This window comes from Gemmatimonadaceae bacterium, assembly GCA_035606695.1.
Lineage (GTDB): Bacteria > Gemmatimonadota > Gemmatimonadetes > Gemmatimonadales > Gemmatimonadaceae > JAQBQB01.
In genome coordinates, this window is the sequence record DATNEW010000003.1 from 51289 (window position 1) to 77409 (window position 26121).

The following is a 26121-nucleotide window of genomic DNA, read 5'->3' on the forward strand; positions in this document are numbered from 1 at the left end:
TCGTCATCGATGATTCCGTCGCGTCAGCGTCGCCGAACTCGCGGTCGCAGCGCTCGCGGTCGCAGCGCTCGCGGTCGCAGCGCTCGCAGTCGCGCCGGCGGTCTTGTCCTCGAACTTCGACGTCGTCAACTCGCGAATGATGAGCGTCGCGCCGCTCAACCCGCCGGTCTTCTTCACGGTGAACGTCATGCCCGCCAGCGTGTCGTTGCTGAACGACGTCGCGGCGCCGGCGATCTGCACGCTGAGCGGCGTTCCGGAGTTCATCGCGACGATGCCGTCCGTCGTGCGAGTCACCTGGCCCGCGTATGCGAGTGCGGATGTGTCGAGCGCGACGACGGCCGAGAAACTGCCGACGGTGGCCGATGCCGCGTCCCGTTTGGCCACGAGCCAAACCGTTGCCTGGCTGCCCGCCGCCGGAGCCGCCGACGGTTGCGCGAGCACCAGCGTGTACGCCGCATTGGGATTCGACGGCGGCGTTGGCGGCGTCGGAGTCGGCGTTGGGGTCGGCGTCGGTGTAGCCGTAGGCTGCTGGCTTTGCGTCGGCGAGCTTGGCCCGTCCGTCGAGCCGCCGCAGCCGGCGACGAGCAAGGCACCCGCTACCGCGACGACGGCGACGATGGTCGCGACGTCGCCCACTCCCATGCGATCGGTCATGCGTCACTCTGCGTGATTGACATGACCGGCATGCTACGCGCCGTCCGTTAATCGCTAGTTAACCGGCAGTTAACTGCAGGTTGGCGGCGAGTTTCCGTCGTCGAGGCCTCGATCCTGCCGCGGCGGCTATATTGAACGACCGCATCGACTACTCACATCCATCGCCGCGATCGATCGTCACGATCGCCACGATCGACTCCGCGCCGGACACCTGCGTGACACCCGCGTGACACCTGCCCTCCTGCGCGTCCTCGCCCGCGTCCTCGCCCGCGTCCTGCCCCGCGACTTCCGCGAACGGGTGTTCGAGCCGGCGCTCGCTGACCTTCGGCGCGAGGAGCAGTCACGTCACTCCACGCTCGCGAGAGTGATCGGCCGCGCGACCTTCATCGCGGAATGCCTGCGGCTCGCGGCGCCACTCCTCGTTTGGCGGCGGGGGCAGTTCACCCGGCTCGCCATCGCGCTCGCGGCGATCGCCGTCCTCGTCGCATTCGTGATCCAACGGCAGCATTACATCGCCGTTCCCACCCCGTGAGTCGGTATTAAATTGACATAATGTCGCATTACATCATATGGCCACGAATCTCCCGCGTTTGACCCACCTGCAGTTTCTCGTCGTGTCCGAGCTGCAGCGGGGCATCGCACGCGGTCGGGATCTGCGCGATCAGCTTCGATCGGCCGGCGTGCGCCAGAGCGGTCCGGCGTTCTATCAGATGATGGCGGTGCTCGAAGACGCGGGCTTCGTGATTGGGCGATACGAGCAACAGGTGATCGACGGACAAATCATCCGCGAGCGATACTACACGGTTTCCGCGAGCGGAAGAAAGGCGGCCGACGGGTCGCGCGCGTTCTACGCCCGCGCGACCGCGCGTCATCGGCCCGGGCTCGCATAGGACGGAGGCCGTTGCCACCGGTCCCGCCAGCGCACCACTCCGATCGCCGCGACGACGACGAGATACGTCAGAGGCGTGGCACCCCAACCGAGCGCTCCTCCCGGATGCAAGAGCAGTGTGGCGAGCGCCGTCGCCATGACCGTCCCCACCAGCACCGCGGCGTACTTGGCGAGCCCGGGAGCGAGGAGCGCGAGCGCACCGGCTAGCTCCAGCACGCCGACCATCGGCGAGAGCCACGCCGGGTAACCCCAGCCGACAAAAAGCGACTGCCAGTGTTGGGGCTGAAGCAACTTCGTTATTCCGGCCGCGCCGACGCCGAACGCGACGACGACCGTGGCGACCCAGAGAAGAATCGTTCCCGCCTTCGTGTGTTGTCGCATCGTGACTCCTCGCGGACATGACTGGCACGGACACGCCGGTCTACCGATCGTCGGCCGACACGAACGCGCACCGTCTACATAATGTGACAAAACATAAGTCGGCATTATGTTAGTGGGCAAGAGATCGACGGCGCGGGAACGTCCCCACCGTCCCCTCCCGCCGGCTACTTGACCCGGACGAACACCGTGCCGTGACGCGGAACGACCGTCGTGAAGCTGTCGGCGAACGCCCCCAAGTCGCGCTGACGCCACAGATCGCGCACGGCGTGACGCCCGGTGATGCCGAGATCGCGCCACGCGACGCTGACCGGCATGTCCATCTCGTCGCGATTGAACAAGCCGACGGCGAGCGAACCGTCGCTCAACGGCCGCGCCCACGCCTCGAGCTCATCGTGCTTCGACACGCGATCCGCCGCCTTGCCGAGTGGATCCTGGTGCACCGCGAGCACCTCGTCATTCGTCACCAGATTGAGCTCGAAGTCATCCATCTGCGTGAGATCGTTGCCGAGCAGCAGCGGCGCCGCGAGCAGCGTCCAGAGTGTGATGTGCACGTACTGCTCGTTCGGCGTGAGCCGTGAGTCGCGCAGCCGCGGTCCCCAACCAACCTTGCCGATGACGAGCATGTCGGGATCGTTCCAGTGCCCGGGCTGCGCGTACTTCGAGTGTCCGACCTGCTGAAAGCCAATACCGTTCATGCTTTCCCACGTGTCGGTAATGTCGCCCGTCGTACGCCACGAGTTGCCCGCGATGCCCGGCTCCGCGCCCCATTCCCACACATTGCCCCAACCATACTGGCACAACGAATAGATGATGTCGCGCGGCACCTGATCGAGCGCGGCGCGACCCACCTGATACGGCCGCTCGAGCACCGCGAGCTGTGTGTTGGTTTCGCCCGGCGCGAGGACGTCGCTGTAGCCGCACCAATCGTACTTCAGATAGTCGACACCCCAGTTCGCGAACGTTAGAAAATCCTGATGCTCGTGCTGCCAACTCGCTTCCAGGCGCTGGCAGGTGGTGGGACCGGGGCCGGAGTAAATGCCGAACTTGAGGCCCTTCGCGTGGATGTAGTCGCCGAGTGCCTTCATGTTCGGAAATTTCTTGTTCGTGAGAATGGTGCCGTCGTCCGCGCGCACCGGGCCTTCGTACAACGGATCGGTTTCGCGGCGGCTCCGCTCCCACCCGTCGTCGAGATTGACGTACGTCCAGCCGTGGTCGGCGAGGCCCGTCGAAACCATCGCGTCCGCGGCGACGCGCGCGAGGGAGTCACTCACCGCGCGGCCGAATGCATTCCAGCTGTTCCATCCCATCGCCGGCGTCAGCGCCAACTGTCCCTCGGCCACGAAGACAAAGTCCTTCGATGCCGAACCGCGCGCGTTTCGCGCCGTGAACGTTACCGGGTATCGGCCGCGCGTCGCGATCACACCGTGAATGATGCCGGTAGCCGCGTCGAGCGTGAGGCCCGTTGGCAGGCCGCGCGCGCCGAACGTCATCGGCCGTTCCCCGGTCACCGGCATTCGATAGATGACTTCATGCCCCGGCGAAACGCCAGTGAGCGACGGACCGTTGATGCGCGGCGCCGGACCAGATTTCGGCGTGAGGATTACCCGAGGCTCGACAGGAATGTCGATCGCTGTCGGCGCATTTCCCGAAACCGTAAAGCGCGCGTCGGCCCAGTCGGCGGAAATCGGGCGGCTCCCGTCGACGGGTTTCACCTGCAACACGAGCGTCTGGATGCCGTGCACGTCGACGTTCATCGCTTCGGGCGCGTCGCCACGGACGAGTGGCTTGCTCACCTGCAGCACGCGGCCGTCGCCGACGACGCGAAAGATGATCGGTGTCGGCGCCGGCGCGTTCGCGGGTGGATTGCCCGCTGATGCATTGTCATCCGCGCCGACCATCGCGGTGAATCGCTCGGCGCCGCCCGAGAGCCGGACGAAGATGACGCTCGTCGCGCGCGTGCCGACGCCGTCGGCGAATTCCCTGCCCCCTATGCGAATGGCCGCGCCATCGATCGACCTGTTCGCCTGCGCGACGTTCCGCGCGGCGGTGCCGCCACGGCCTCCGACGATTTGCACCTTCATCTTCGCGAGGTCGAGCGACGAGAGCGAAACATCCCCGACGTGCGTGCGATGACGGCCGGGTACGATTGCGAGCGAAAGCGCGACGAGCCGCGCGGAACGGCGGGCGACAAGCATGGTAAATCCAGTCGATGTAAGGACGCCGCGAATATAGTCCTACGTCGCCTGCGTCGCGACCAATCGGGCGCCGCCGCACGGACGCGCGGCGAACGCGCCGGCACCAGCATGTTCGCGACGAAGCGCAGCCGCCACGTCGCGTACGAATCCATCCGCGTCGCCGGCGCGAACGAGTGCAACCGCGCAACCGCCGAACCCCCCGCCCGTCATGCGCGCGCCGAGGCATGCCGCGTGTGCACGCGCGATCTCGACCGCGCGGTCCAGCGCCGGCCCTGACACTTCATACAGATCACGCAGCGACACGTGCGATGCATTCATCATCTCACCGGCACGCGCGACGTCGCCGCGCTCGATCGCGTTCGCGAACTCGAGCACGCGTGCATTCTCCGCGACGACGTGCCTCGCGCGGCGCATGTCGGTGGCCTCGAGCGATGTTGACGATCGCTCGAGCTGGTCGAGCGTGGCATCGCGCAACGCCCGGAGACCCAGCGCCGCCGCCGCGCGTTCGCAAGCGGCGCGTCGATCGGCGAACTCCGTCGACGCCAGCTTTCGCCGAACGCCCGTGTCAAGCACGACGATCGCTAGATCATCCGGGATTGCCACCGGACGCGCATTGAAAGAACGACAATCGATGAGCAGTGCCGAGCCTTCGTTCGCAAGCGCCGCAACCATCTGATCCATGACGCCGCAGGGAGTGCCGACGAACTCGTTCTCGACACGCTGCGCCGTGCGCGCCGCGTCAAGCGCGTTCCACTGCGTGTGCATCATCGCCGCGGCGGCACGCAGCACCGCCAGCTCCAGCGCCGCGGACGACGAGAGCCCAGCTCCCACCGGCACGTCGCTGTCGATGACGAGATCGCAACCATGCGAAAGGCCGCTCGCTTCGATCGCGCCGGCAACGTAGGCAAACCAGCTGGCGCGATCGACGGATCGTAGCTCGCGAATATCGGTGGAACACTCCTCGTCGAACGACCGCGACCACGCACGCAGGACGTTGTCGTCCCGGCGGCGGAAGGCGACGCGCACTCCGAGGTGGATCGCCATCGGCAGCACAAAACCCTCGTTGTAATCGGTGTGCTCGCCGATGAGGTTCACGCGCCCGGGCGCGAACGCCAGCTCACACGTCCCGCCATATCGCTGCTCGAATTCGTCCCGCGGAGTCATGACGAGGGCGAAACGTGCTGCTCGCGCAACCGCACGGCCGCGACTTCCGGTGTAAGGTCGCGCTGGGGTTCGGCCGCCAGCTCGTACCCGACGAGGAACTTGCGCACCGTCGCCGAACGAAGCAGCGGTGGAAAGATCTCGATGTGTAGCCGCCATGAGTCGTCGCGCGCCGCCGTCGGCGCCTGAAACCAGCACATCGAGTACGGCGTATCCGTCGCGAAGACGCTGTCGTAGCGGCTCGAGATCTGTCCGAGGGCGAGTGCGAGCGAATCGCGCTCATCGCCATCACACTCGGCGAGTGTGCCGACGCGGCGCGACGGAATGAGCATTGTCTGATACGGCCACACCGCCCAGAACGGCACGACGACGCTCCACCGCTCGTCGCTCCAGATCACTCGCCGGCCGTCCGCCAGTTCGGCACGGACGTAGTCACCGAGCAGGTCGGCGTCGTGCGAGTCGCGATACGCGCGCTGGGTGTTGCGCTTTCGAGCGGGCAGCGTAGGCACATGTTCCGTCGCCCAGATCTGCGCGTGGGGATGCGGATTGCTGCAGCCCATCGCCAAGCCCTTGTTCTCGAACACCTGGACGTACGCGACGTCGGCGCGCGCGGCGAGGGATTGCGACTCGTCGGCCAATGTGTCGATGACGGCGCGAACGTCCGGCGCCGGCATCCGCGCGAGCGTCACATCGTGGCGAGGTGAGTAGCACACCACGCGGCAAACGCCACGTTCCGGCGCCGATCGAAACAGATCGCCCTCGGCCGCCTTGGCCGCGGACGTCGGCTCGAGCGCCGGAAAATCATTGTCGAACGCGAACGTCGCATCGTAGCGCGGGTTGGTGCGGCCCGATGCACGACGGTTGCCGGGACACAGATAGCACGAAGCATCGTAGTGTCGCGTCTCGACCGGCTGTTCCGGCTCGACCTGCCCTTGCCACGGCCGTGCGAGGCGCTGTGGTGAGACGAGCACCCACTCGTCGAGCAAGGGGTTGTACCGGCGATGCGTGGACGCGAGCTCCGAGGCCATGGGTAACGGTACACCTCGCGGGAACGCGTCGCCACCTGACAAGTCGCCAGGGGCGCCGGGGACGCTCTTAGAGATCCCTAAACTTGCGGTACCGGCCGGTCGCGCGTCCGATCGCACGCAATACCGGAAACACGATGGCGCGCACCGGGCGCGGAATGGCCGCCAATTCGTTCTCCTCGGCGAAGTGGTGGAGCAAGAACGCCAGGTCGAAGAGACCCGGGCGCCTTCCACCGTGCTCGGCGAACGAGCGATAGAGGGCCGCGATGAATGCCTCGAAGCGCATCGGGGGCGAAATCCGGCCCGTGCACCGCATCAGGGTATCCCCCGCGTTCCAGAATCGGTGCGCGACGCCCGCTGGGAACACCACTGTCATACCGGGCTCCGCGGTCCGCACCGGGCCGCCGTCGATGACGTAGGCGAGCGTGCCTTCGACTACCGTCAGCTCCTCGACCTGGTGCGGGTGCCGGTGCATCGCCGGTCCGCGGCCGGGAACAACCTCGCTCTCGGCGTGCATCCACTCGCGGTCGCCGTCGCGAGTCACGCCGAGAATCGTGATGCGCTCGCCTCCGCCGTCGTAGGTGCGTGGCGGGTCGGCCGCTCCGAGCCCTGGCAAGACGTGGTGCATCAGCGCGACTCCGTGGACTTGACGCGTGTAAAGTTTACACGTGTAAAGTACGCTGCGCCGCGTCGGGCGTCAATGTAGATTGCCCGGCATGCCCCGCCGCTCGACCACCGACACCCATCAACGTCTACTCGACGCCGGCCGCGCGCTCGCCGAGCGGGTCGGCGCCGCCGAGCTCACACTCGAGGCCGTGGCGCGCGAAGCGCGCGTCTCCCGGCAAACGGTCTATCTGCACTTCAAGTCACGCGCGCGCTTCTTCTTCGCGCTCGCCGACGCGACCGGCGCCGACGCGGTCTTCGGCGCCGCGGAGGCGCTCGTCCGTGACGCGCCAACGGCCGACGCGGCGCTGCGCCGCCTGATCGAGCTCCGCGCCGCGCGGTCCGCCGTCTCGTACAAGCTCACGGCCGCGTTTCACGCCGTGGCCCACGCCGATCCCGAGATGGCGGGACTTTGGGACAAGCGCCAGGTGCGCCGCCTCCACGTCTTTCGCGCGCTCGCGCGGCGGTTCCACGCGGAGCGCCGGTTGCGTCGCGGCATGTCGGTGGACGATGCCGCCGCCCTGATGTGGGCGAGCCTGTCATTCGAGAACTGGTACTATCTCGTGCACGCGAACAAGTGGCCGGCCCGCCGGTTCGTCGCGCGCACGCACCAGATGCTGGTGCGCGCGCTTACCGCGTAACGTGCGCGAACCCGCTCACGACCACGTCAGGCTTCCATCAGCGATCGGCAATGTGCGCACGCGAACACCCGTCGCGGCGAAGATCGCGTTGCAGACCGCCGGTGCCGCGGCCGGAAGTCCAGGCTCGCCCAATCCGGTCGGCGACGCATCGGACTTGATGAATTCGACGTCGACGATCGGCGGCGCGTGTTTCATCCTCAACATGCGATAGTCGTTGAAATTCGTCTGCGCGACGCCGCCATGCTCGATGGTGATCTTCTGAAACCACGCCGCGCTGATGCCGTCGAGCATTGCGCCCTGCACCTGACTCTCCGCTGCGCTCAGGTTGATGATGGTGCCGGCATCGACGACGGAAGTCAGTTTCTTGATCGCGAGCTCGCCCTGGCGGCTCACCGCCACGTCGGCGACGATCGCGACGTAAGCGCCCATCGTATGCGTGATCGCGAAACCCTGGCCCTCACCCCGCGGACGCGACTTGCCCCAACCCGCCTTCTCGGTGGCGCGCTTCAGGACTGCGGTCATCTTCGCCGCGTCGAACCCACGACTTCCGGCGGGCGGAGCCGCGGCGAGCAGATCGAGCGTGAACGCGAGCGGATCGCGGCCGGCGGCGTGCGCAAGCTCGTCGACGAACGACTGCGTCGCCCATGTGTTGCCGTTGTCACCAGGCGCGCGCCAATAGCCCGTCGGAATGCCCGCGGGCAGTTTGCTCGACTTCACCTCCGAACCCGGAATCGCGATGAACGGAAAGCCGCCGGCGCTCATGTCGCCGGGACCGCCCTGCATCTTCACGAACGCATCGTGCAGCGCGACGACCTTCCCCGCTCCATCGAGGCCCGCGGTGAAATAGTGCCAGCCGTTCGAGCGATAATTGTCGTGCGCAAAGTCGTGCTCGCGCTTCCACATCAGCTTCACCGGCGTGCCCTCGAGCTTCTTCGCGATCGCGGCCGCCTCGAGAGAAAACTCATTGCTCCCGCGGCGCCCAAACCCGCCGCCGAGTCGCGTGATGTGGACGATGACATTGCTCGGCGAAAGGCCAAGTCCCCGTGCGACGAGCCCTTGCCCGACCGAAGGAATCTGCGTCGGCGTCCACATCTCCATGACGCCGTTCTGGAAGACCGCGGTGCAGTTTTGTGGCTCGAGCGTGGCGTGCGCGAGGAACGGGTAGTGATATGTCGCCTCGACGACTTTCGCGCCGGCGGGAATCGGCGGCGCCGCGTTCGCCTTCGCGAGCTGCTCCGCCTGCTTCGCCATCTCCGCGCTGTTCTGACTCGCGACAGCGCCTTCGTTCCACTGCACTTGGAGCGCGTCGGTGGCGCTGAACGCGTTCCACGTCGAGTCGGCGATGATAGCGACCCCTGGCACCAGCCCCTCGATGCCTTCGAGCACGAAGGCATCCCGCACTCCGGGGCGTTTCTTCACGGTGTCGAGGTTGGCGCTCACCACAGTGCCGCCGAACACGCGGCACTTCGTGTACGTCGCGTAGAGCATGCCGGGGCGCTTGACGTCGATCCCGAACAGCGGTGCGCCTGTTACAATTTTCTGATTGTCGACGCCGGGAACGCGCGTCCCGATCAGCTTGAAGTTTTTGGAATCCTTGACGTTCGCGTTCGGTGGCGGAGTCAGCGTAGCCGCCTTTGCGGCCAGCTCTCCGTAGGTCGCGCGGCGGTTCGACGGCGCATGAATCACCACGCCGTTCTCCGTCGTCAACTCCTGCATCGGCACGCGCCACGTCTCGGTGGCCGCCATCAGGAGCATGGTGCGCGCGACGGCACCGGCACGGCGCATGGTGGAGTAGTTCGTGGGCGTCGACATGCTGCCGACCGACATCTGGCGCCCGTACGCTGGATTCAGGTCTCCCTGTACCACCGTGACCTGCTCCCACGGCACGTCGAGCTCCTCGGCCACGATCATCGGGAGCGACGTCTTGATGCCCTGGCCCATTTCCGAGTTGGGCGCGATGATCGAGACCGCGCCGCTTGATGAAATGCTCACGAAGGCGTTTGGCGCAAACGTCTCAGCCCCGCTGTGCACCGTTTCGGCGAAGGCGGCAGAATCACCGATGCCGAAATACGTCCCGACGAGCAAGCCACCACCCGCGAGCGCGCTGACCTTGAGAAATGCGCGGCGATCGACCGGAGCCGAGGACTCGACGGGGCGTTTCATGACCGGCCTCCCTGCGCGTGCGCGGTGCTCGTCGCGAGCTCGGCAGCTCGCTTGATGCCGGCGCGAATGCGCGTGTACGAGGCGCACCGACACAGGTTCCCGGTCATCATCGCATCGATGTCGGCGTCGCTGGGATGTGGCTTTTGCTTGAGCAACGCCGCCGCGGTCATGATCTGCCCCGCCTGGCAGTAGCCGCATTGCGGCACGTCGACTTCACACCACGCCTGCTGCAACGGATGCTTTCCGGCGGGATCGAGTCCCTCGATCGTGGTGATCTCGGCGCGCCCGACATCCGAGACGGGCGTCTGGCACGCGCGCGTCGGCCTGCCGTCGAGATGGATGGTACAGGCACCACACTCGCCGATCCCGCACCCGTACTTCGTGCCGACCAATCCTAACGAGTCGCGCAGCACCCACAGCATCGGAGTGTCTTCGGTGACGTCGACGGTGTGCGACTGGCCGTTGACGCGGAGCGTGTATTGACTCATGGGCGCGGGAGGTGGCGGGTAAGACGACGGAGGTGCCCAACCATTCTATACTATAGAGCGGTTGGGGACCGTGTCAAAAGCCGGCGCCGGCGCCGACGGTCAGGTACGATGCGAACGGTGCGCCGACGATCCCCGCCGGCGCACCGCGATCCGCTCGGACCTCGGACCTCAAGGAATTGGTACGAGGTCCAGTGTGAGTCCATGCGGCGCGATCTTCGCCGCCGCCGCGTTGATCGGAATGTACAGGTAGCCCTGCAGCTGGCTGAACGCGAGCTCGAAGTGTGCTCCGCCGGGGAGATTCACCGTCGCCGGAATCCCCGTCGGAATGCTGCGACCGCCGCCCCGGGCGAACTCCGCCGGCTGCGCGGCCGAGCGAGCCGAGGACGCGACGGGCGCCGTGGCATCGCTGCATGCGGTGAAACCGATCAGCACAACGGCCCCACAGAACGTCGATCGAATGAACGAGCGCATCCCTGCCTCCGAAGATGTAAGAGAATTGAAATGATGTGAGATGCTGCTGATTCAGCTCTTCGGCGGAAGCGTCGGCGCAACGGTGCACGAGATGATCGTCGAACCATTCACGACAGCGGATGTGCAGAGGCTTCCACCGCCGCCTCCGCCACCCCCACCGCCCCCGCCGCCACCACCACCGCCTCCTCCTCCACCGCCGCCACCGACCTGTCCTGTTGAATCTGTGCTCGGCGAACCCTTCGCGAACGCAGCCGATCCAGTCGGCTGTCGCCCAATGGGAGACGAGATGTCACTGCACCCGGCGACGAGCGCGCCGAGGAGCAGGAGTCCAGCGAGGGATTGCAGGCGAGAGTTCATTGGAAGCGGGATTTGAGGAAGGCGGCACCATCGCTTGCCGAGCCGGCAAGCACTTCCCGCGCCCGCGATACAGCGATGGTTGCCTTCGTCTAAGCGCATACCGCGATGATCGTTATGCGCGAGATGCGTAATTCGATCACCGAGAACGCCTGTCTCGTTTCGCGGCCAACGCGTATCGTTTCACGCCAGCGCGAGCGTGTTAACGTTTTCTTAACACGACAACGAGTAACTGCCCGCTATTCCGGCGTTCCTTCGCCGGCGGCATCGGGCTCGCCGTCCTCCGCTCGCATCGCCTTCTCGAAACCCCGAGCGATGCGAGCCAGCGTCGCGGGATCGTTGCGCTGGAATCCTTCGATCACTTCCGCGCTCAGCGGCTCACAGCCCAGGGCCTTCAGCAAGAGCCTCGACAGCGCGAGATGTCCGAACTCACGCTCGCCGAGAAACTCCGCCAGGCGGTCGTCCGCGCGAATCCAACCATCGGGACCGACCAACCCGTGCGATCGGACGTACTCTCTCAACTGCGCGATCAACTGCTGCCCGTTCCCGCGCGTGACCTTGAACAGCGCGCGACCACTCTCCGGCACATCGGCGTCTTGAAGCGCCAGCGCGAACTCGGCCCAGAACGCGTTCGGCTCGGCTTGCAGCGCCGCCATCGCTTGTTCGTAGGTCGGCGACTGCAGAGCGGGATGCGACGCGGGTACCGCGTCGGACGCACTGTCTTCGCCCCAAACCCGCTGCAACGTCGCCGCGGCCGGATCGCCCGCCAACTCGCCGCGCGCGACATAGCGGTAGCCGAGAAATGAGAGCGTCGGAGGCAACGCGAGTATCGCCTGCATCGCGCGATGGCGATCGACTTCCAGAACAAATTGCGAATGGTCGGCGTGCAGCACCCGGCGTAGCTCGCGGATTTGACCGCGCACGCCGAACGCCGTGCACAACTGCTTCGCATCGCCGCCAGCAGGAGGCAGATTCTCGCCTTCGAAGTATCCCGGGTTCGAGTCGTATCGATCGAGCAACGTGCCCGACGCCGCCAACAGCAACGTCAAGGTGTCGTCGTCGTGATTGCAGGCGGCGAGTGCCGAGCAATGAAGCCGGTCGGACAGCGCAATCGTGAGTTGCTCCAAAGCGTGAATGTCCTGATCGTCGCACGCTTTGTCGAACACCACGACGTCCCCCGCATCGGACGCGACCCACGCATCGCGGCGGAGATGCGTGAGCGCGGCGACGGCGGCCGCGGTGTCGGCGGCGCGCAGCGTGATGTTTGCGTAGAAGTTTCCCATCCGATTCCTTTGGCCGCGCTCGTCGCGTATGAGATGGCCGCGCCGTCTCGATCAATCCCGCAGTCGCGCTACGGGTTCTTCGGCTTCTTCGGCGCTCGGCGCCGCGTGTGACGCAGATGCTGCGCTAACTCGGCTTGCTTCCCAGCGCGCAGATCCAGCCGTGCGTGCGCTCCTCGAGTACTTCGACGTCGCGATACCCGGCGCCCTCGAGCGCTCGAGCATGCTCGGCGCGCGTGAGATAGCGTGCGCCGAGCAGCGCCATTACCGGCCAGAATAGGAAGTCGAGGCGCTTGCCGCGGTACGCTTCGGCGAGAATCATCAGTCGCCCGCCCGGCTTGAGCACGCGCCGCACCTCCTCCAGGTCGTGTTGCAGGTCCGGCCAGTAGTAGTGCGTTTCCACGGCGGTGACGACGTCGAACATGTCCGCCGGAAACGGAAGGTTGGACACGGAGGCCGGCCGAATGTCGACGCTGCCCGTGGCGATTTGCTTCGCATTCGTCGCGCGCGCCGTCGCGATACTCGCCGGCGCGTAGTCGACGCCGAAGACTTTGCCATTCGCGGCCATCGACGCGAGCGTCTTGATGGTCTGTCCGCCGCCGCAGCCGATATCGAGGACGGTGGCTTCCGGGCCGATCGACAGATGGCTGAGACCCCAGGCCGTCAGGCGCACGTGGCTCGCGTTCATCGAGCGCGCGATCAATCGGCCGAGAATCCACGTCGGCCGGCGGCATTGGCGCGCAACGGCGATGGCGAGCGGAACGCCAACGAGCCATGCCGCGATCGTGGTTGCGGTGTCGTGGGTCATGCGGGAAGGTGCGAGTGCACGCGGCTGGTAAGATGTATCTACATCATTCGGCTGCTCAAGTATATTCGGCCGAGGTTTGCGCTTCAACGCTGGTCGATTCGCTTTGCGGCTTCGACGAGCGCCGTTCCCCAGCCATCGTACTCGCACTCGTACTTGTCCGCGAACAAGATGAACGTCGCGATGTTCGCCCGCGTCGTGATCCAATCGACCGACGCCTCGAGCGACCCGGTCACGAGCCACCGCGCGCTCACGCTGGACGGAGCCGCGGTCGCCAGCAGCTCGTTTCGGCGAAGCGCCGTCGCGAGCGCGGCGGCTGACGACTCGTCCCGCGCCACGAACGTCACGTCGATGACCCTCTTGGTTTGCAGATCCACGCCGAGGGCGCTGATCGCGGCGCGCTGCGTTTGATCGCGGGCTTCGAGGGCATGGAGGTGCTGTTTGAGCGCTTCGTCGGTTTTTCCCACGGTAGTCCTCTCGGATATGGAGCGCGACGGCGTTCCGCGGCTCGGGGCGCGGGGATGGCGCACCACGTATCTAAATCCGGCCGCCAAGGTTCGCCGGGCGAACCATGTTGGGTCATTGCGTGTCTATATCCACTGTGGCTATATCCACTGTCGCTATATCCGGCACTCCCGCTTGGTGAGGATACCGATGACTTCGACGCAGAACGGTGACGGGCGCTCGACCCCGACCCGGCTCCGACTCTACTCCGCGCTGCTCTATTGCTATCCCGCATCGTATCGCACGACCTATGGCGACGAGATGCGAGACGTGTTCGCGCAGCGCCTCGCGGCGGATCCCCCCCGCTGGGGATTGCCGGGTTACGCGCTCGCCTCGACGGCCGATGTGCTGCCCAACGCCGCTCGCGTACACATCGATCTGCTCCGAGCGGATCTCGGCTACGTCACGCGAGCATTCCGGCGTTCGCCCTGGACGTTGGCCGGTGTCATCGGCGTTTTGGCCATCGGCGTCGGGGCTGCCTCGGCGGTGTTCAATGTGCTCTACGGTGTCGCATTTCGGCCGCTGCCCTATTCCGCCGCGGATCGACTTGCCATGGTCTGGATGCGTCCACGCGATGTACCGACGGCTGCGCCGCGGCGCGGAGTCGCTCCACAACGAAAATCTCCGAGCCTCGAGCACGGGCTCCTCGTCGGGAACGCGGTGCTCGGTCTACGCCGCGACAGCCATGGTCTCTTCCGCGACCTTGCCGCGATCGAGTCGTGGCAGGGCAACCTCGCCGCACAGTTTGATTTGCCCTTCGCCGATCACGTCGAGCGCCTTCATGGTGCGTACGTCACCCCGAACTTTTTCGCGCTGCTCGACGTTCACCCGTATCTCGGGAACCTGTTCGCCGATCAGGGCAACGACGACGATGCGGCATCGATCGTTGTCAGCTATCGGGCATGGCGAGAGTACTTCGGCGCGGATCCGAGCATCGTTGGCCGGCCGCTGACGCTCACGGTCGGACGCTCCCCTCGCGCCACACGATCGTATCGCGTCGCCGGCGTGCTGCCTCCCGACTTTCGCTTCACGTATCCCGAGGAGACGCAAGCGTGGCTCGCGTTGCCGTGGACGGTGATGGCCGCGGCCAACCCGCGGTCGCTCGCGTCGGAACCGGTGTATCAACTCGTCGGCCGGCTCGTCGACGGCGTGACGATCGAGCAAGCCGACGTGCGCCTCCGCGCGCTCGATCCCATGGGTGCGCCTTCGGCTGCCGCGCCGCCGACCGCGCCGGTCCCTCGACAGCCATCGTTCGTCACTCTCTCGGCGAGCCCTATCCGGGATTGGGTGCTCGCTGACGCACGTCCCGAGCTCTACTTGCTCTCGGCGGTCGTATGTCTCTTGCTCGTCATCACCTCGGTGACCGCGGCGAGTATCATCGTCCTTCGCGGCATCGCACGGCGCGACGAGCTCGCCGTGCGCACCGCGCTCGGTGCCGATCGCGGCCGCCTTGCACGCCAGCTCGTCACGGAGGGCTTCGCGCTCTGTCTTGGCGCGGCCGGCATCGGGATCGTCGCCGCCGCGGTGCTCCTGCCGATGTTGCGACGCATACTTCCCGGCGGATTGCCACGCGGCGACGAGGTCTCACCCGCAGTCGGCGTGTTGCTCGTCACCGGCGGCGTCGCGATCGCGATGACGATGATCGCCGCGCTCGTGCCGCTGCGTTCCTTGACGCGGTTCGACATCCGTGCGTTGCTTTCCGCGAAGGAACACGCGAGCGATGGCGGCCGATGGCTCGGATGGCGACAGCGCATCCTTGCCGTACAAAGCGCGATTGCCACGGCGCTGCTGCTGGCTGCGGGTCTGCTTCTCGTCAGCTTCTGGCGCCTTGGCCACGTTCCGCTCGGCTTTTCATCGGATCACGTGGTGACGCTCGAAACGCGGCTGCTCGATCCAAAGTACCGCGATCCGACACGCATCGCGGCGTTTCTCACGGCGGCGGTAAACGGCGTGCGCGCCGTCCCCGGCATTCGTGACGTTGGCGTGACGTCGGCCGTTCCATTTCGCGGCACCGACTTCACGTCGAGAGTTGGACGCGCGGATGGCGGCAGAGAGCTGCCAGCGGCCCTCCGCATGGTCGATTCCGCCTACTTCGACGTCATGAACGTGTCACTTGTGCGGGGGCGCTGGTTCAACAGCGCCGACAACGCGAACGGCCCAAACGTCGCGATCATTTCCGAGTCGCTGGCGCGGAACCTCTTCGGCGCGAACGACCCGATCGGTCAAGCGATCGATTCCGAAGTGCCGAAACGAATCGTCGGCATCGTGCGTGACGTGCGGTACGCCGGATTCGATGAAGCGGCGCGACCGGCGGTGTACATCTCCGTGGCGCAGCATCCCGAAAACCTCATTTGCATTGTCGCGCGCACTGCGCTTCCGTTGGACGCTGTCGCGCCGGCCTTACGTCGCGCGATCCACGCCGCGGATCCCGCCGTGCCGGCGATGAACGTCACGACGGTCGATCGGATTCTCGACGAATCGATTGCCGATCGGCGCTTCTACACGTTCGCGGCGATCGCGTTTTCGAGCATCGCGCTCGTCATCACGCTCGCCGGTCTTTCGGCGATCGTTGCCCGGACGGTCATCGATCGGCGCCGCGAGTTGGCGATTCGTGTGGCCATGGGAGCCGAGGTGGCGCACTTGCGATCGGTGGTCGCGCGCGACGGTGTGGCTCCGGTGATCGTCGGTACCGCGTGTGGTCTCGCGCTCACGGCGCTCGTCGTTCGACAACTCGCTGGTCTGTTATTCGACACGCGGCCGCTCGATCCGGGCGTGTGGATCGCCGTGCCGGTGTCGATCGTTTTGATTGGCGTTGTCGCTGCCGCGCTCGCCGGACGAGGTTTGCTGCGCATGGCGCCCATGGACATTCTTCGCGGTGACTGAGCGCGCTCGCGTCAAGCCCGCATTCCACGTTGGTAGTTCCCGGGCGTCGTGCCTACATACCGCTTGAAATGCCCGGTGAGATGGCTTTGATCCACGAACCCGGTCAGCGCCGCCACGACGGACGGCGCTTCACCTGACGCGAGCAGCACCCGCGCGCGTTCGACACGAACCTGAAGCAGGTACTGGTGCGGCGAGACGCCCGTCGATCGCGTGAAAGTGCGAATCAGGTGAAACGATGTGATGCCTGCCTGCGCCGCCAGCGCGTCCAGCGAGGTCTTGCTCGAATCGGCGAAGCAGGACTGCATGACCTGCTTGGCGGTGCGCACGGCCATCGGATCGTCATGCATCGCCGCGCTCGATCTCCGTCCGCCGTGATGACGCACGACGGCCGCGATGGCAAGTGTCAGTGCTTCCTGGGAGGTGATGCCGGCAAGCACCGCGCTCGATGGTCGCTGCTCCCGAGTCGTTCCGAGCGGAGGCAGCAATCGCCGCTCGAGCGTGAGGAGCGCTCGCTCGACGAGAGTGTCCTGTAATACTGGAACTAGAAACTCCAGCCGTCCGGGAGCGACTCCCTCGCTCTCCGCGCATTGCTCGAACAGCGACACCGGCACGTGCGCCGCGAAATACGAGAGCACGTCCGAGTGTGGCCCAATGCCGCCGGTGTGGACCTCGCCGGGCGGAATGACGACGATGTCGCCGCGCCGGCGCACGTGGCTCACGCCGCGACACCAGATCGACCCGACACCGCGCAGCCCAACCCCCAACGTGTACGTGTCGTGCGAATGCCGAGGGAAGGTCATTACGCGGTACAGCGTGCGGAGCACTTCGACGCGCTCGCCGGCGACGTCGAACGCTGCGACATCGGCTCGATCGACATCCCGACGGCTGGATGAGCCCGGCATGCGTGGCCTGCGATGAGGCGGATGACGTCAAGAATCTCCAAGACGCCGCATCGGTTCCGGACTTGGTTGCATCGGCGGGGGCATCCACAGGGAGACGAAATGCGTCGGCGAAACAGGCTGGTGTTCTGGAGCGGTGTTGTCGCGGCGACGGCGATCGTCGCGATCGGCGCGACGCATGTCGTCTCGGCGTTTGCGCGGCCGGCGACGACCGTCTCGGTTGCGCGCCCGATGGCCCCATGGGACGTCACCGTCGCCCATGCCGCGCAACAGATGATGAACGACGGGCGAAACACCTTTCGCTACGCGACGTTCGGCGACGAAGCGTTCTGGAGTGACGGCCTTGGTCTGGACAAGGCGATCGAGGGCGCCGCGCACGGCGGCGTGGGGGCCGGCGTCAGTCCGAAGACGGCGCTCTCACTTGGCCTCAAGGTCGACATGGATGCTCTGCCCTCCGCGGTCGTCGATGCGATCAAGGCCGGCAAGGTCGACCTGAACGATCCGGCGACGACGTTGACGCTCATCAAGCTCAAGGCGGTGCTCGGTGTGGTCGGTACGTTCGACGGCGATCGCATGACGAAAGTCGGACTCACGTGCGCTGTGTGTCACTCCACGGTCGACGATGCGTTCGCGCCCGGCATCGGCCATCGGCTGGACGGCTTCGGGAATCGCGATCTCAATCCGGGAGCGATCATCGCCGCGACGCCGAACGTCTCGATCGTCGCCAACCTGCTCAAGGTCGACGTCGCGACCGCGAAAAAAGTGCTCGGCTCGTGGGGCCCGGGTCGCTTCGACGCGGAGCTCGACAAGGACGGCAAGGCAATGCGGCCGGACGGCATGCAGGCCGGCACCATCATTCCGAACGCATTTGGGCTCGCCGGCGTGAACAACCATACATGGACCGGCGGCTGGGGCGACGTCACCTACTGGAATGCCTACGTCGCGAATACAGAGATGCACGGCAAAGGCACGTTCTACGATCGGCGATTGGCCGATGCGAAGAAATATCCCGTGAGCGCGCGAACCGGCGCGTGGAAGATGCGGAATTCGCCCGATGAGGTGACCCCGCTGCTCGGCGCGCTGCAGGTATATCAGCTGTCGATTCCCGCACCCCCGCCGCCCGCGGGCTCGTTCGACGCCGCCGCCGCGAGCCGCGGTGAAGGTGTGTTCAACGGCAAAGGCACGTGCGCGACCTGCCACGTGCCCCCGCTGTTCACCGAGCCTGGGTGGAACACGCATACCGCGCAGGAAATGGGAATCGACGATTTCCAATCGTCCCGGTCCCCGGATCATTCGTATCGCACGGCACCGCTGAAAGGCTTGTGGACGTATGACAAGTCGAATGGGCATGGCGCCGCGGGCCCGGGATACTATCACGATGGGCGTTTCAAGGACCTCATGGCCGTCGTCGAGCATTACGACACGCACTTCAAGCTCGGCCTTACCGCGGCCGAGAAGCGTGATCTCATCGAATATTTGAAGTCGTTGTAGCAGGGCACCTCGGGTTTAGTCGCGTTTATTCGAGTTTACTCGAGACGCATCGCCAACACCGGATCCGTGCGCAGCGCACGCCGCGCCGGAAGGACGCATGCGCCCAGCGCCGCGAGCAGCATCACCAGCGCCGCGGCGGCAAACGCCGGCCCATCGGTCGGCGTTACGCCGTAGAGAAATCCCGAGAGCGCTCGAGTCGCCAGGGCCGCGCCAATCAGTCCAACGATGACGCCCCCTGCGACCGCCGTGACAATTCGCGACGTCACGAGTTGCACGACCTGGCCGCCTCCCGCCCCAAGTGCGATTCGAATGCCGATCTCGCGCCGCTGCCGCGCCACGATGTACGCCACCAATCCGTATACACCCACAGCCGCGATCAGCAGACCCAGGAGCGAATAGGCGCCGAGCAACGTTGCGCCGAAACGCTGTGGTTGAAGCGCCGCGTTGACCTGGTCGGCCACGAGCCGGGCCTGGCGAATCGGCGGGTGGGGCGCGACTTCCGCCAGCACGCGCCGCAAGTCCGCCAACGCGGCCGCGGGGTTCGTGCTCCGGACGATGAACTGCACGTCGTCGCTGAAATCGGGTATCATGGGCGTGAATACCATCGGGACCTGCCGGTCCTGGACCGACGCGTACTTCGTATCGCGCACCACGCCGACGACGGTGAAGCGCATCATCCCCGCATGAACGATCTGGCGCCCCACCGGATGCCCGTCGGGGAAGAACGCCTTTGCCGCCGCTTGATTGATGATGGCCGTGCTCAATGCCCGCGCCGTATCGCTCGCGATGAATGCCCGGCCGTCGACGATCGGCACATGCAGCACGTCGAAGTAGTTCGGGCTGATGTAGACCCAGCCCGCGTTCACCTGATCCTCGGTCCCCGGAGCTTGAGCGGCGGCTTTCTCGCCGGCGACGAAGGGCAGCACGTCGACCTTCGCCAACGGCACCTGGGTGCCCAGCGCGACCCCCGTCACTCCATGAATGGCGGCCGCCCGCGCCGTCGCGTCGCGATAATAGTTCGCTAATTCTACTCCTTTGTATCCGCCCAACGCGGGATTGATGCGCGCCGCGGCGAGCGGGGCGGGATCGAAGCCGAGATCGCTCCGCAGGCCGGCCTGCATCGTTCGCACGAAGAGACCGGCACCCACGAGGAGCACGATCGAGAGCGCGACCTCGCCGGCGAGGAGCAGCGCGCGCGTATCGAGTCCGGAGCTCGCCTGTGTTTTGCGCAGCGTGGCGATCAAGCTCGCGCGCGAGGTCTGGAGCGCGGGCCCCAATCCAAAGATCAGCGCGGTGACCGCGCCCAGCGCGATCGTGCCGCCGAGCACTCGCGCGTTCAATGCGAACGGGATGTCGGCCAATCGAACGCCGCCGGGCAACGTGAACGTCGCCAGGAGGTGCACGCCCGCTCGGCTCACGATCACTCCGCCGAGCGCGCCCGCAATGCCCAGGAGCAGGCTTTCGACGGCAAGCTGCTGCGCGATACGTCCCCGCGACGCGCCGAGCGATGCTCGCACACTCAGCTCCAGGCTGCGTTCGCCGCCCCGCACGAGAAACAAGTTCGCGACGTTGAAGCACGCGATCAGCAGCGTGAGCACGACGACGATGCTCAGAATCCACATGAATCGAACGAGTGTCGCTCGATCGTTGAATGCCGCGGCGTCGTTCACCGGCGTCAAGCGCACGGGATCGCGCACTTCGCGTCCCGCATAGCCCATCGACATCGCGGACTTCCTGGGCGTGAGCGCCTTTTGCTGCGCGAAGACCGCGTTCAGCTCGGCGGCCGCCGCCCCGGACGCGTGTTCATCGCGCAGACGACCGACGAGTCGCCAATAATGGAAGTTGGGCAGCGTAAACAGCCGGGCGCGATGATCCGCGGAAAGAAATCCACCCAATCCGAGATCGGCGAGCATGGTCGCGGGTACCCAGAGCTGCGGCGCCTCGTTCAGCAACGTGCCGCGAAATCCACGCGGCGCGACTCCGATGATCGTGAACGGGTTGTTGCCGATCTTGATGGTGGATCCGACGACGCTCCGATTGCGATCGAAGGCGCGCGTCCACAACGCGTCGCTCAGCACGACGACCGGATGCGCGCCGGGGACATCATCGTCGCTCGGAGCGATCAGACGGCCCACCTGCGCGTGGAGTCCCAGCACCGAGAAGTAGTTTCCCGAGGCGGCCGCGGTCTGCATCTGCTCGGATGCGCCCGCCGTCGTGGCGACGACGGCATCCTGCGTGGCGAACGCCGCGATTCCCGTGAACGAACGAGCGCGCTCCGCCAACGCGCGATAGTTCGGATACGACAGCGGTGCCCGCGTGACCTGATCGGTGATCGCTTCCGCGATCGAAACCAGTTGCGCCGGATGGTCGACGGGCAGCGGGTGCAGCAGGACGGCGTCGACGATCGAGAACACGGCGCTGTTCGCGCCAATGCCGAGTGCGAGCGTCGCGACGACGACGATCGTGAATGCCGGCGCGCGCAACAGGCTCCGCACGGCGTAGCGCACGTCACGTGTCAGCGAGTCGATGAACTCTGTTCCGCGCGTATCGCGCGCATAATCCTTGTGATATTCGAGGCCGCCGAAATCGCGCACCGCCGCCGCGCGCGCCGCCCGCGATGGTTCGCCGCGCGTGATGCGAATGGCCGTCTCGCGCTCGATGTGATAGCGCATCTCGTCGTCCAGGTCGCGCTCCGCGCGCCGGCGGTGGAACACGTCACGGAGGCGGAGACGGATGACGTACCACATTCGCTCGATGCCCATTCTACACCTCCTGCAGGTGAAGCACGGCCGTGATCGCGCTCGAGAGACGCACCCAATCGGTGGTTTGCGCCTTGAGGAACTGGCGTCCCGGCCGCGTCAACGTGTAAAACTTGGCGCGCCGATTGTTGTCGGTGGTGCGCCATTCGGCGGTCACCAATCCGATGTGCTCCAGCTTGTGAAGCGCCGGGTACAGTGAGCCGTGGCTCACAACGAGCGCCTCGGCGGAGACCTGGCGAAGGCGTTCGCTGATCGCCCAGCCGTTCATCGGCTCGAGCGCGAGCATCTTCAGGACGAGGATGTCCAGTGTGCCCTGAACGAGATCAGTCGGTTTGCTCATGGTCTCATGTCGGTAACCGACATGAGTGTAGGATCAAACGGCCGCCCGCGCAAGAGTCAGGATTCCGACACTTCCGGTTCGCCCCCAAGGCCCACATCGTAAGTCCGCGCGTGCCTGATCCCCGCTTCGCGACCAACAACAAAGCGCCACCTTCCGTAGGTACGGACACCATGACCGATCCAACCGTATTCTGGCCGGCGCTTCTGGGACTCGCTGTTCTCGTCGCGGGATTGATCACCTACCGCCGCGACGCACACGGCCTCGCCGCCTTCGGCCCCGTTCTTGTCGCCGCATCCCTCGCGGCGTTCGCGGGCGAGCACTTCACGATCGCGCCGGCCCTCGCCGGCCTCGTTCCGAAATGGCTGCCGGGCCGGTTGTTCATCGCCTACTTCGTCGGCGTGGCGCATCTCGCCGCCGCATTGAGCTTCGTCGCTCGTCGATACGTCCGCTGGTCGTCGCTCTGCCTCGCGGTCATGTTCGCGTTGTTCGTGCTCCTGATGGATTTGCCGGGCGCGATCACACATCCCACGACGCGACTGTTTTGGAGCCTCGCTGCCCGCGAGACCACGTACGCGATCGGAGCCTTGGCGCTCTTTGCCACCGTGATCCGCACCGACCACCCGCAACCGGCGCTGACCCTGGCTCGAATCGCGCGGATCTGGACCGCGTTCGTCCTTGTCTTTTACGGTCTCGAAAACCTGCTCTATCCGCAGTTCTCGCCCGGTGTGCCGGACGTCACGCCGACCGCGGCGTGGATTCCCTTCCCTCGCCTGTTCGCCTACGCCACGGGTCTGCTTCTCGTCGCGTTTGGAATCGCGATGCTCGCCCAGAAACATGCGGCGTCGAGCGCCGCGCGATCCGGCCTGTTGATGACGCTGCTCACTGTCGCGCTCTATGTGCCACAGTTCTTCCTCGCGCACGACGCGTCGCAACAGCTCAACGCGCTCAATTTCATTTTCGACACGCTGCTCTTTGCCGGGATGATGCTGGTGATCAGCCATGCGGTCGCGGAACCGGCATCAGCGCAATCACACAGCTAGTCGCGCAGCGCGATGGTCGGATCGACTCGCGCGGCACGCCACGACGGGATCAACGCCGCCGTCAACGCGATCGCCAGCAACGCGAGCGAAACGCCGACGAACGTCGCTGGATCGCCCGCGGTCACGCGATACAACATCACCGTGAGTAATCGCGCGAAGAGCGCGCCGCCGATCACGCCGAACACGATGCCGACCATCGTGAGCTTCACCGCGCCGGCGCCGATCTGCGAAAGAATGTCGAACGGACGCGCGCCCAGCGCGATGCGCACGCCGATCTCCCGCGTCCGCTGCGCCACGCCATAGGCGATGAGACCGTACAAGCCGACGGCGGCGATCGTCATCGTCACGATCGCCAGGACGGCGAGCATGCCGGCCATCATCGAGAACGCCGACACGTGACGCGCCTGCATCTCGACCATCGTCATGATGTCGCCGACGGCGACGCTCCGATCGGTGCGCGCGACGACGCTTCGCACGGCGTCGCGCATCGCTGACGGATCGCCGTCCGTCCACACCGCGGCCGCCGCGTACGAGCTTGGCGACTGATAGATCGACCGATAGACGGTATTGCGCAGCGGCTCGTCGAGCCCGCCGTGATACACGTTCGCGGCGACCCCCACGACCGTCCACGGAATCTTGTCGATGATGACGACGCGACCGATGGCGCTGGCGTGCGGCCATAGGGCGTTGGCCATGAAGCGGTTGACGACGACCACGCGCTGCGCCGCGGGCGACGCTTCGTCTTGCGCGCCGATCATTCGCCCTTCTTCGATGCGCATGCCCGCCGCGGTCGCGTAGCCAGGCGTGACATGTTGATCATTCGCGGACAATCCGCGCCCGTTCGGCTCCGGCGGCCGCCCGGGAACGCGGAAGCCCACGCCATAGAAGTTGTTGCTCAATGGCGTCGTCGTCGTGATGCCTCCGGCGCGAACACCGGGCTCTCGTCGAAAATTCGCGTCGAGCCGGCGATAGAAATCGATCTGAGCGGAATCGGACATCTGCGGCGGCAGCGTCAGATGCATCACCAATGCGTGGTCGAGCCGCACGCCCGCATCGCCGCGAACCATATTGCGCACACTCCGTGTCAGCAGCGTCGCGGCGGTGAGCAGCACGAGCGCGATGCTCACCTCGAGCACGATGAGCGTCGCGCGGACGCGCGTGTTGCGCACGCCGCCGGTGCTCGCGCGTCCGCCCTCGGACAGGACGCGAGCCAGGTCCACCCGCGTCGCGCGCCGCACCGGCAGCGCGGCGAACGCCATCATCGACAGCACGGCGGCCGCGAACGCGAATGCCAACGTGTGTCCGTCGAGACCCAGGCGCGCCCAGCCAGGAATGAACTGCGCGAAATTCGCGGGGATCGCGTCCCGTATCGCGTGGACGCCCCAGCCGGCGAGCGCAGCGCCCGCCGCGCCGGCGACGAGCGACAGCAACAGCGATTCCGTCAAGAGATGGCGCGCGAGACGCCAGCGGCGCACGCCGAGCGCGGTCCGCAGCGCCAACTCGTGGCGGCGCGTCGCGAGACGCGAGAGCGCGAGGTTCGCCGCGCTCATGCACGCCGCGAGAAACACGAGCAGCGCGGCGATGCCGGAGATCTGCACGAGAATCGAGACGTCGTCGGTATGATAGGTGGCGATCGGACGCGCGCGCAGCACCCAGCCGCTGTCCGTCCTTGGCGATTCGCGCGCCAGCTGCTGGCCGACCGTGTTCACTTCGGCGACCGCCGTGGCGAACGTCGCGCCCGGTGCGATGCGCGCGAACACGGCATACTGCCGCGCGCCGTAATTCGAGCGGTCGCCCGCGCCGAGTACAAACGGCGTATACGCATCGGCCGCCGTCGGGAAGACGACGTCCTTGGCGAGGACGCCCGTCACCGTGAACGGCCGCTCTCCCAGCGTGATCGTCGAATCGATGACGCCGCGGCTGCCGCCAAAGCGCCGTTGCCAGAAGTCATACGAGAGGACGACAAACTTCGGCGCGTCCGGCTGCCCGGCGTCCTTGGAGAATCCGCGCCCCGCGGCGAACGGGGCGTCGATCGCCTCGAACGTGTTGGGAGAGACGGCGTATCCCGACAAGGGCTCGCTGCCATTCGCCGTGCGGAGCGCGAGGCGCGAATTGGCCGCGCCGATCGCGATGATCGACGGCGCGCGAGTCCGAAGCGCGGCAAGCGCCGCCGGCGACACTTCCGTGCACTCGGTGGGGCACGACGCCGTGCTATGCGTAATCGAGAGCAAGCGATCCGACGGCAACCGCGGAAACGGATTGTGGATCGCGCGCGAAAGACTGTACACCGACGACGCCGCGCCGATACCCATGGCGAGCGTGATCACCACGGCCGCCGCGTACAGCGGACTGTGGGCAATCGCACGGACGCCGTGGCGGAGATCCTGCGCGAGCTGCTCCAGCCACGTCCATCGCCATACGTCGCGCACTGCCTCGCTCACATTGGTCATGTTGCCGAATCTCCGTTGGGCGAGAAAACGTGCATCGGGAGCAGCACCGGATGACACGAACGACTCCGCGTCGAGCTCGAGATGGTCGCGCAGCTCGCGCGCGATCTCGTCGTCGCTCGGTGCGCCGCGTTTGCGAAGGCGCGCGATGGCGCGACGCAGCATGGTTCAACCCTCCGGCAACGGATTCATGACGCTGCCGATGGCGCGCACGAGGTCGTCCCACTTCGACTGCTGCCTGCTCAGCTGCCGCCGCCCCGCGGCGGTGAGACGATAGCATTTGAGCTCGCGATTCTTGTCGGGGACCTTTTCCCACCGGGACGCAATGAATCCGTCACGCTGCAGACGGTGGAGCGCGGGGTACAGCGACCCGTGCTCGACGACGAGCGCGTCGCTCGTCGTCTGGCGAATGGAGGTCGCGATCCCGTGCCCGTGGGCGGGGCCGAAGAGGAGCGTCTTGAGAATGAGCATGTCGAGCGTGCCCTGGAGCAGCTCGAGCTTGTCGGTGGCGCGTGGCGGCATGTCGGGCGTCAATACGGTAGTAGAGTGTCTACCACGGATGGTAGACACTCTACCAACGGACGGGTG

General features: G+C 66.2%; 23 protein-coding genes. 6 read left to right on the forward strand and 17 right to left on the reverse strand.

Annotated features, from left to right (window positions below; genetic code table 11):
- Nucleotides 1–3 precede the first annotated feature (3 nt).
- A complete protein-coding gene (locus tag VN706_01130; GenBank protein HXT14199.1) occupies nt 4–654 on the reverse strand; it encodes a hypothetical protein in 651 nt (216 codons plus the stop codon).
- Nucleotides 655–880: 226 nt separating this feature from the next.
- On the opposite strand from VN706_01130, the gene VN706_01135 reads away from it, so the two are divergent.
- Together VN706_01135 and VN706_01140 are read left to right on the forward strand one after the other, a co-directional pair.
- Nucleotides 881–1186: a hypothetical protein gene (locus tag VN706_01135; protein HXT14200.1), complete on the forward strand. Its 306-nt coding sequence runs from the start codon at nt 881–883 to the stop codon at nt 1184–1186.
- 37 nt (nt 1187–1223) lie between these two features.
- A complete protein-coding gene (locus VN706_01140) occupies nt 1224–1544 on the forward strand; it encodes a hypothetical protein (GenBank protein ID HXT14201.1) in 321 nt (106 codons plus the stop codon).
- Here VN706_01140 and VN706_01145 read toward each other — a convergent pair.
- From VN706_01145 to VN706_01165, 5 genes are all read right to left on the reverse strand, one after another.
- The gene (locus VN706_01145; GenBank protein HXT14202.1) at nt 1523–1924 is read right to left on the reverse strand and encodes a DoxX family protein; all 402 of its coding nucleotides are present in this window, start codon (nt 1922–1924) and stop codon (nt 1523–1525) included. The genes VN706_01140 and VN706_01145 overlap by 22 nt on opposite strands.
- A 164-nt stretch (nt 1925–2088) precedes the next feature.
- Entirely contained in the window at nt 2089–4119 is a 2031-nt protein-coding gene (locus tag VN706_01150; protein ID HXT14203.1) for an NPCBM/NEW2 domain-containing protein, read from the reverse strand.
- 39 nt (nt 4120–4158) lie between these two features.
- Entirely contained in the window at nt 4159–5283 is a 1125-nt protein-coding gene (galK, locus tag VN706_01155; GenBank protein HXT14204.1) for a galactokinase, read from the reverse strand.
- Nucleotides 5280–6308: a UDP-glucose--hexose-1-phosphate uridylyltransferase gene (locus tag VN706_01160; protein ID HXT14205.1), complete on the reverse strand. Its 1029-nt coding sequence runs from the start codon at nt 6306–6308 to the stop codon at nt 5280–5282. Before VN706_01160 ends, galK begins: the two co-directional genes overlap by 4 nt.
- 67 nt (nt 6309–6375) lie before the next feature.
- Nucleotides 6376–6933, reverse strand: coding sequence for a cupin domain-containing protein (locus VN706_01165; GenBank protein ID HXT14206.1), 558 nt, complete (start codon nt 6931–6933; stop codon nt 6376–6378).
- A gap of 88 nt (nt 6934–7021) precedes the next feature.
- On the opposite strand from VN706_01165, the gene VN706_01170 reads away from it, so the two are divergent.
- Entirely contained in the window at nt 7022–7609 is a 588-nt protein-coding gene (locus VN706_01170; protein ID HXT14207.1) for a helix-turn-helix domain-containing protein, read from the forward strand.
- A 15-nt stretch (nt 7610–7624) separates the two neighbouring features.
- On the opposite strand, the gene VN706_01175 is transcribed toward VN706_01170, so the two are convergent.
- From VN706_01175 to VN706_01200, 6 genes are all read right to left on the reverse strand, one after another.
- Nucleotides 7625–9772, reverse strand: coding sequence for a molybdopterin cofactor-binding domain-containing protein (locus tag VN706_01175; protein ID HXT14208.1), 2148 nt, complete (start codon nt 9770–9772; stop codon nt 7625–7627).
- Complete coding sequence (locus VN706_01180; protein HXT14209.1) at nt 9769–10260, reverse strand: (2Fe-2S)-binding protein; 492 nt, start codon at nt 10258–10260, stop codon at nt 9769–9771. The genes VN706_01175 and VN706_01180 overlap by 4 nt, the downstream gene beginning before the upstream one ends.
- A 168-nt stretch (nt 10261–10428) precedes the next feature.
- A complete protein-coding gene (locus VN706_01185) occupies nt 10429–10731 on the reverse strand; it encodes a hypothetical protein (protein ID HXT14210.1) in 303 nt (100 codons plus the stop codon).
- A 593-nt stretch (nt 10732–11324) separates the two neighbouring features.
- Nucleotides 11325–12368 carry a hypothetical protein gene (locus VN706_01190; protein HXT14211.1) on the reverse strand — a complete coding sequence of 348 codons (1044 nt, stop codon included), beginning with the start codon at nt 12366–12368 and terminating at the stop codon, nt 11325–11327.
- A 124-nt stretch (nt 12369–12492) separates the two neighbouring features.
- The gene (locus tag VN706_01195; GenBank protein HXT14212.1) at nt 12493–13173 is read right to left on the reverse strand and encodes a class I SAM-dependent methyltransferase; all 681 of its coding nucleotides are present in this window, start codon (nt 13171–13173) and stop codon (nt 12493–12495) included.
- An 83-nt stretch (nt 13174–13256) separates the two neighbouring features.
- The gene (locus VN706_01200; GenBank protein HXT14213.1) at nt 13257–13637 is read right to left on the reverse strand and encodes a ribonuclease E inhibitor RraB; all 381 of its coding nucleotides are present in this window, start codon (nt 13635–13637) and stop codon (nt 13257–13259) included.
- Nucleotides 13638–13824: 187 nt separating this feature from the next.
- Between VN706_01200 and VN706_01205 the strand changes: the two genes are divergently transcribed.
- Nucleotides 13825–16557 (forward strand): ABC transporter permease, encoded by a 2733-nt coding sequence (locus VN706_01205; GenBank protein HXT14214.1) that lies wholly within the window; start codon nt 13825–13827, stop codon nt 16555–16557.
- 11 nt (nt 16558–16568) lie between these two features.
- Here VN706_01205 and VN706_01210 read toward each other — a convergent pair whose 3' ends face one another.
- Nucleotides 16569–17459 carry an AraC family transcriptional regulator gene (locus VN706_01210; GenBank protein ID HXT14215.1) on the reverse strand — a complete coding sequence of 297 codons (891 nt, stop codon included), beginning with the start codon at nt 17457–17459 and terminating at the stop codon, nt 16569–16571.
- 99 nt (nt 17460–17558) lie between these two features.
- Between VN706_01210 and VN706_01215 the strand changes: the two genes are divergently transcribed.
- On the forward strand, nt 17559–18947 hold the full coding sequence (locus VN706_01215; GenBank protein HXT14216.1) for a hypothetical protein: 1389 nt from the start codon (nt 17559–17561) through the stop codon (nt 18945–18947).
- A gap of 35 nt (nt 18948–18982) precedes the next feature.
- Here VN706_01215 and VN706_01220 read toward each other — a convergent pair whose 3' ends face one another.
- Together VN706_01220 and VN706_01225 are read right to left on the reverse strand one after the other, a co-directional pair.
- On the reverse strand, nt 18983–21709 hold the full coding sequence (locus tag VN706_01220) for an ABC transporter permease (protein HXT14217.1): 2727 nt from the start codon (nt 21707–21709) through the stop codon (nt 18983–18985).
- Between the two features lies 1 nt (nt 21710).
- On the reverse strand, nt 21711–22046 hold the full coding sequence (locus VN706_01225; GenBank protein ID HXT14218.1) for a PadR family transcriptional regulator: 336 nt from the start codon (nt 22044–22046) through the stop codon (nt 21711–21713).
- Between the two features lie 170 nt (nt 22047–22216).
- Between VN706_01225 and VN706_01230 the strand changes: the two genes are divergently transcribed.
- On the forward strand, nt 22217–23086 hold the full coding sequence (locus VN706_01230) for a hypothetical protein (GenBank protein HXT14219.1): 870 nt from the start codon (nt 22217–22219) through the stop codon (nt 23084–23086).
- Here VN706_01230 and VN706_01235 read toward each other — a convergent pair.
- Nucleotides 23083–25698 (reverse strand): ADOP family duplicated permease, encoded by a 2616-nt coding sequence (locus VN706_01235; protein HXT14220.1) that lies wholly within the window; start codon nt 25696–25698, stop codon nt 23083–23085. The genes VN706_01230 and VN706_01235 overlap by 4 nt on opposite strands.
- A 3-nt stretch (nt 25699–25701) precedes the next feature.
- On the reverse strand, nt 25702–26055 hold the full coding sequence (locus tag VN706_01240; GenBank protein HXT14221.1) for a PadR family transcriptional regulator: 354 nt from the start codon (nt 26053–26055) through the stop codon (nt 25702–25704).
- Nucleotides 26056–26121 lie beyond the last annotated feature (66 nt).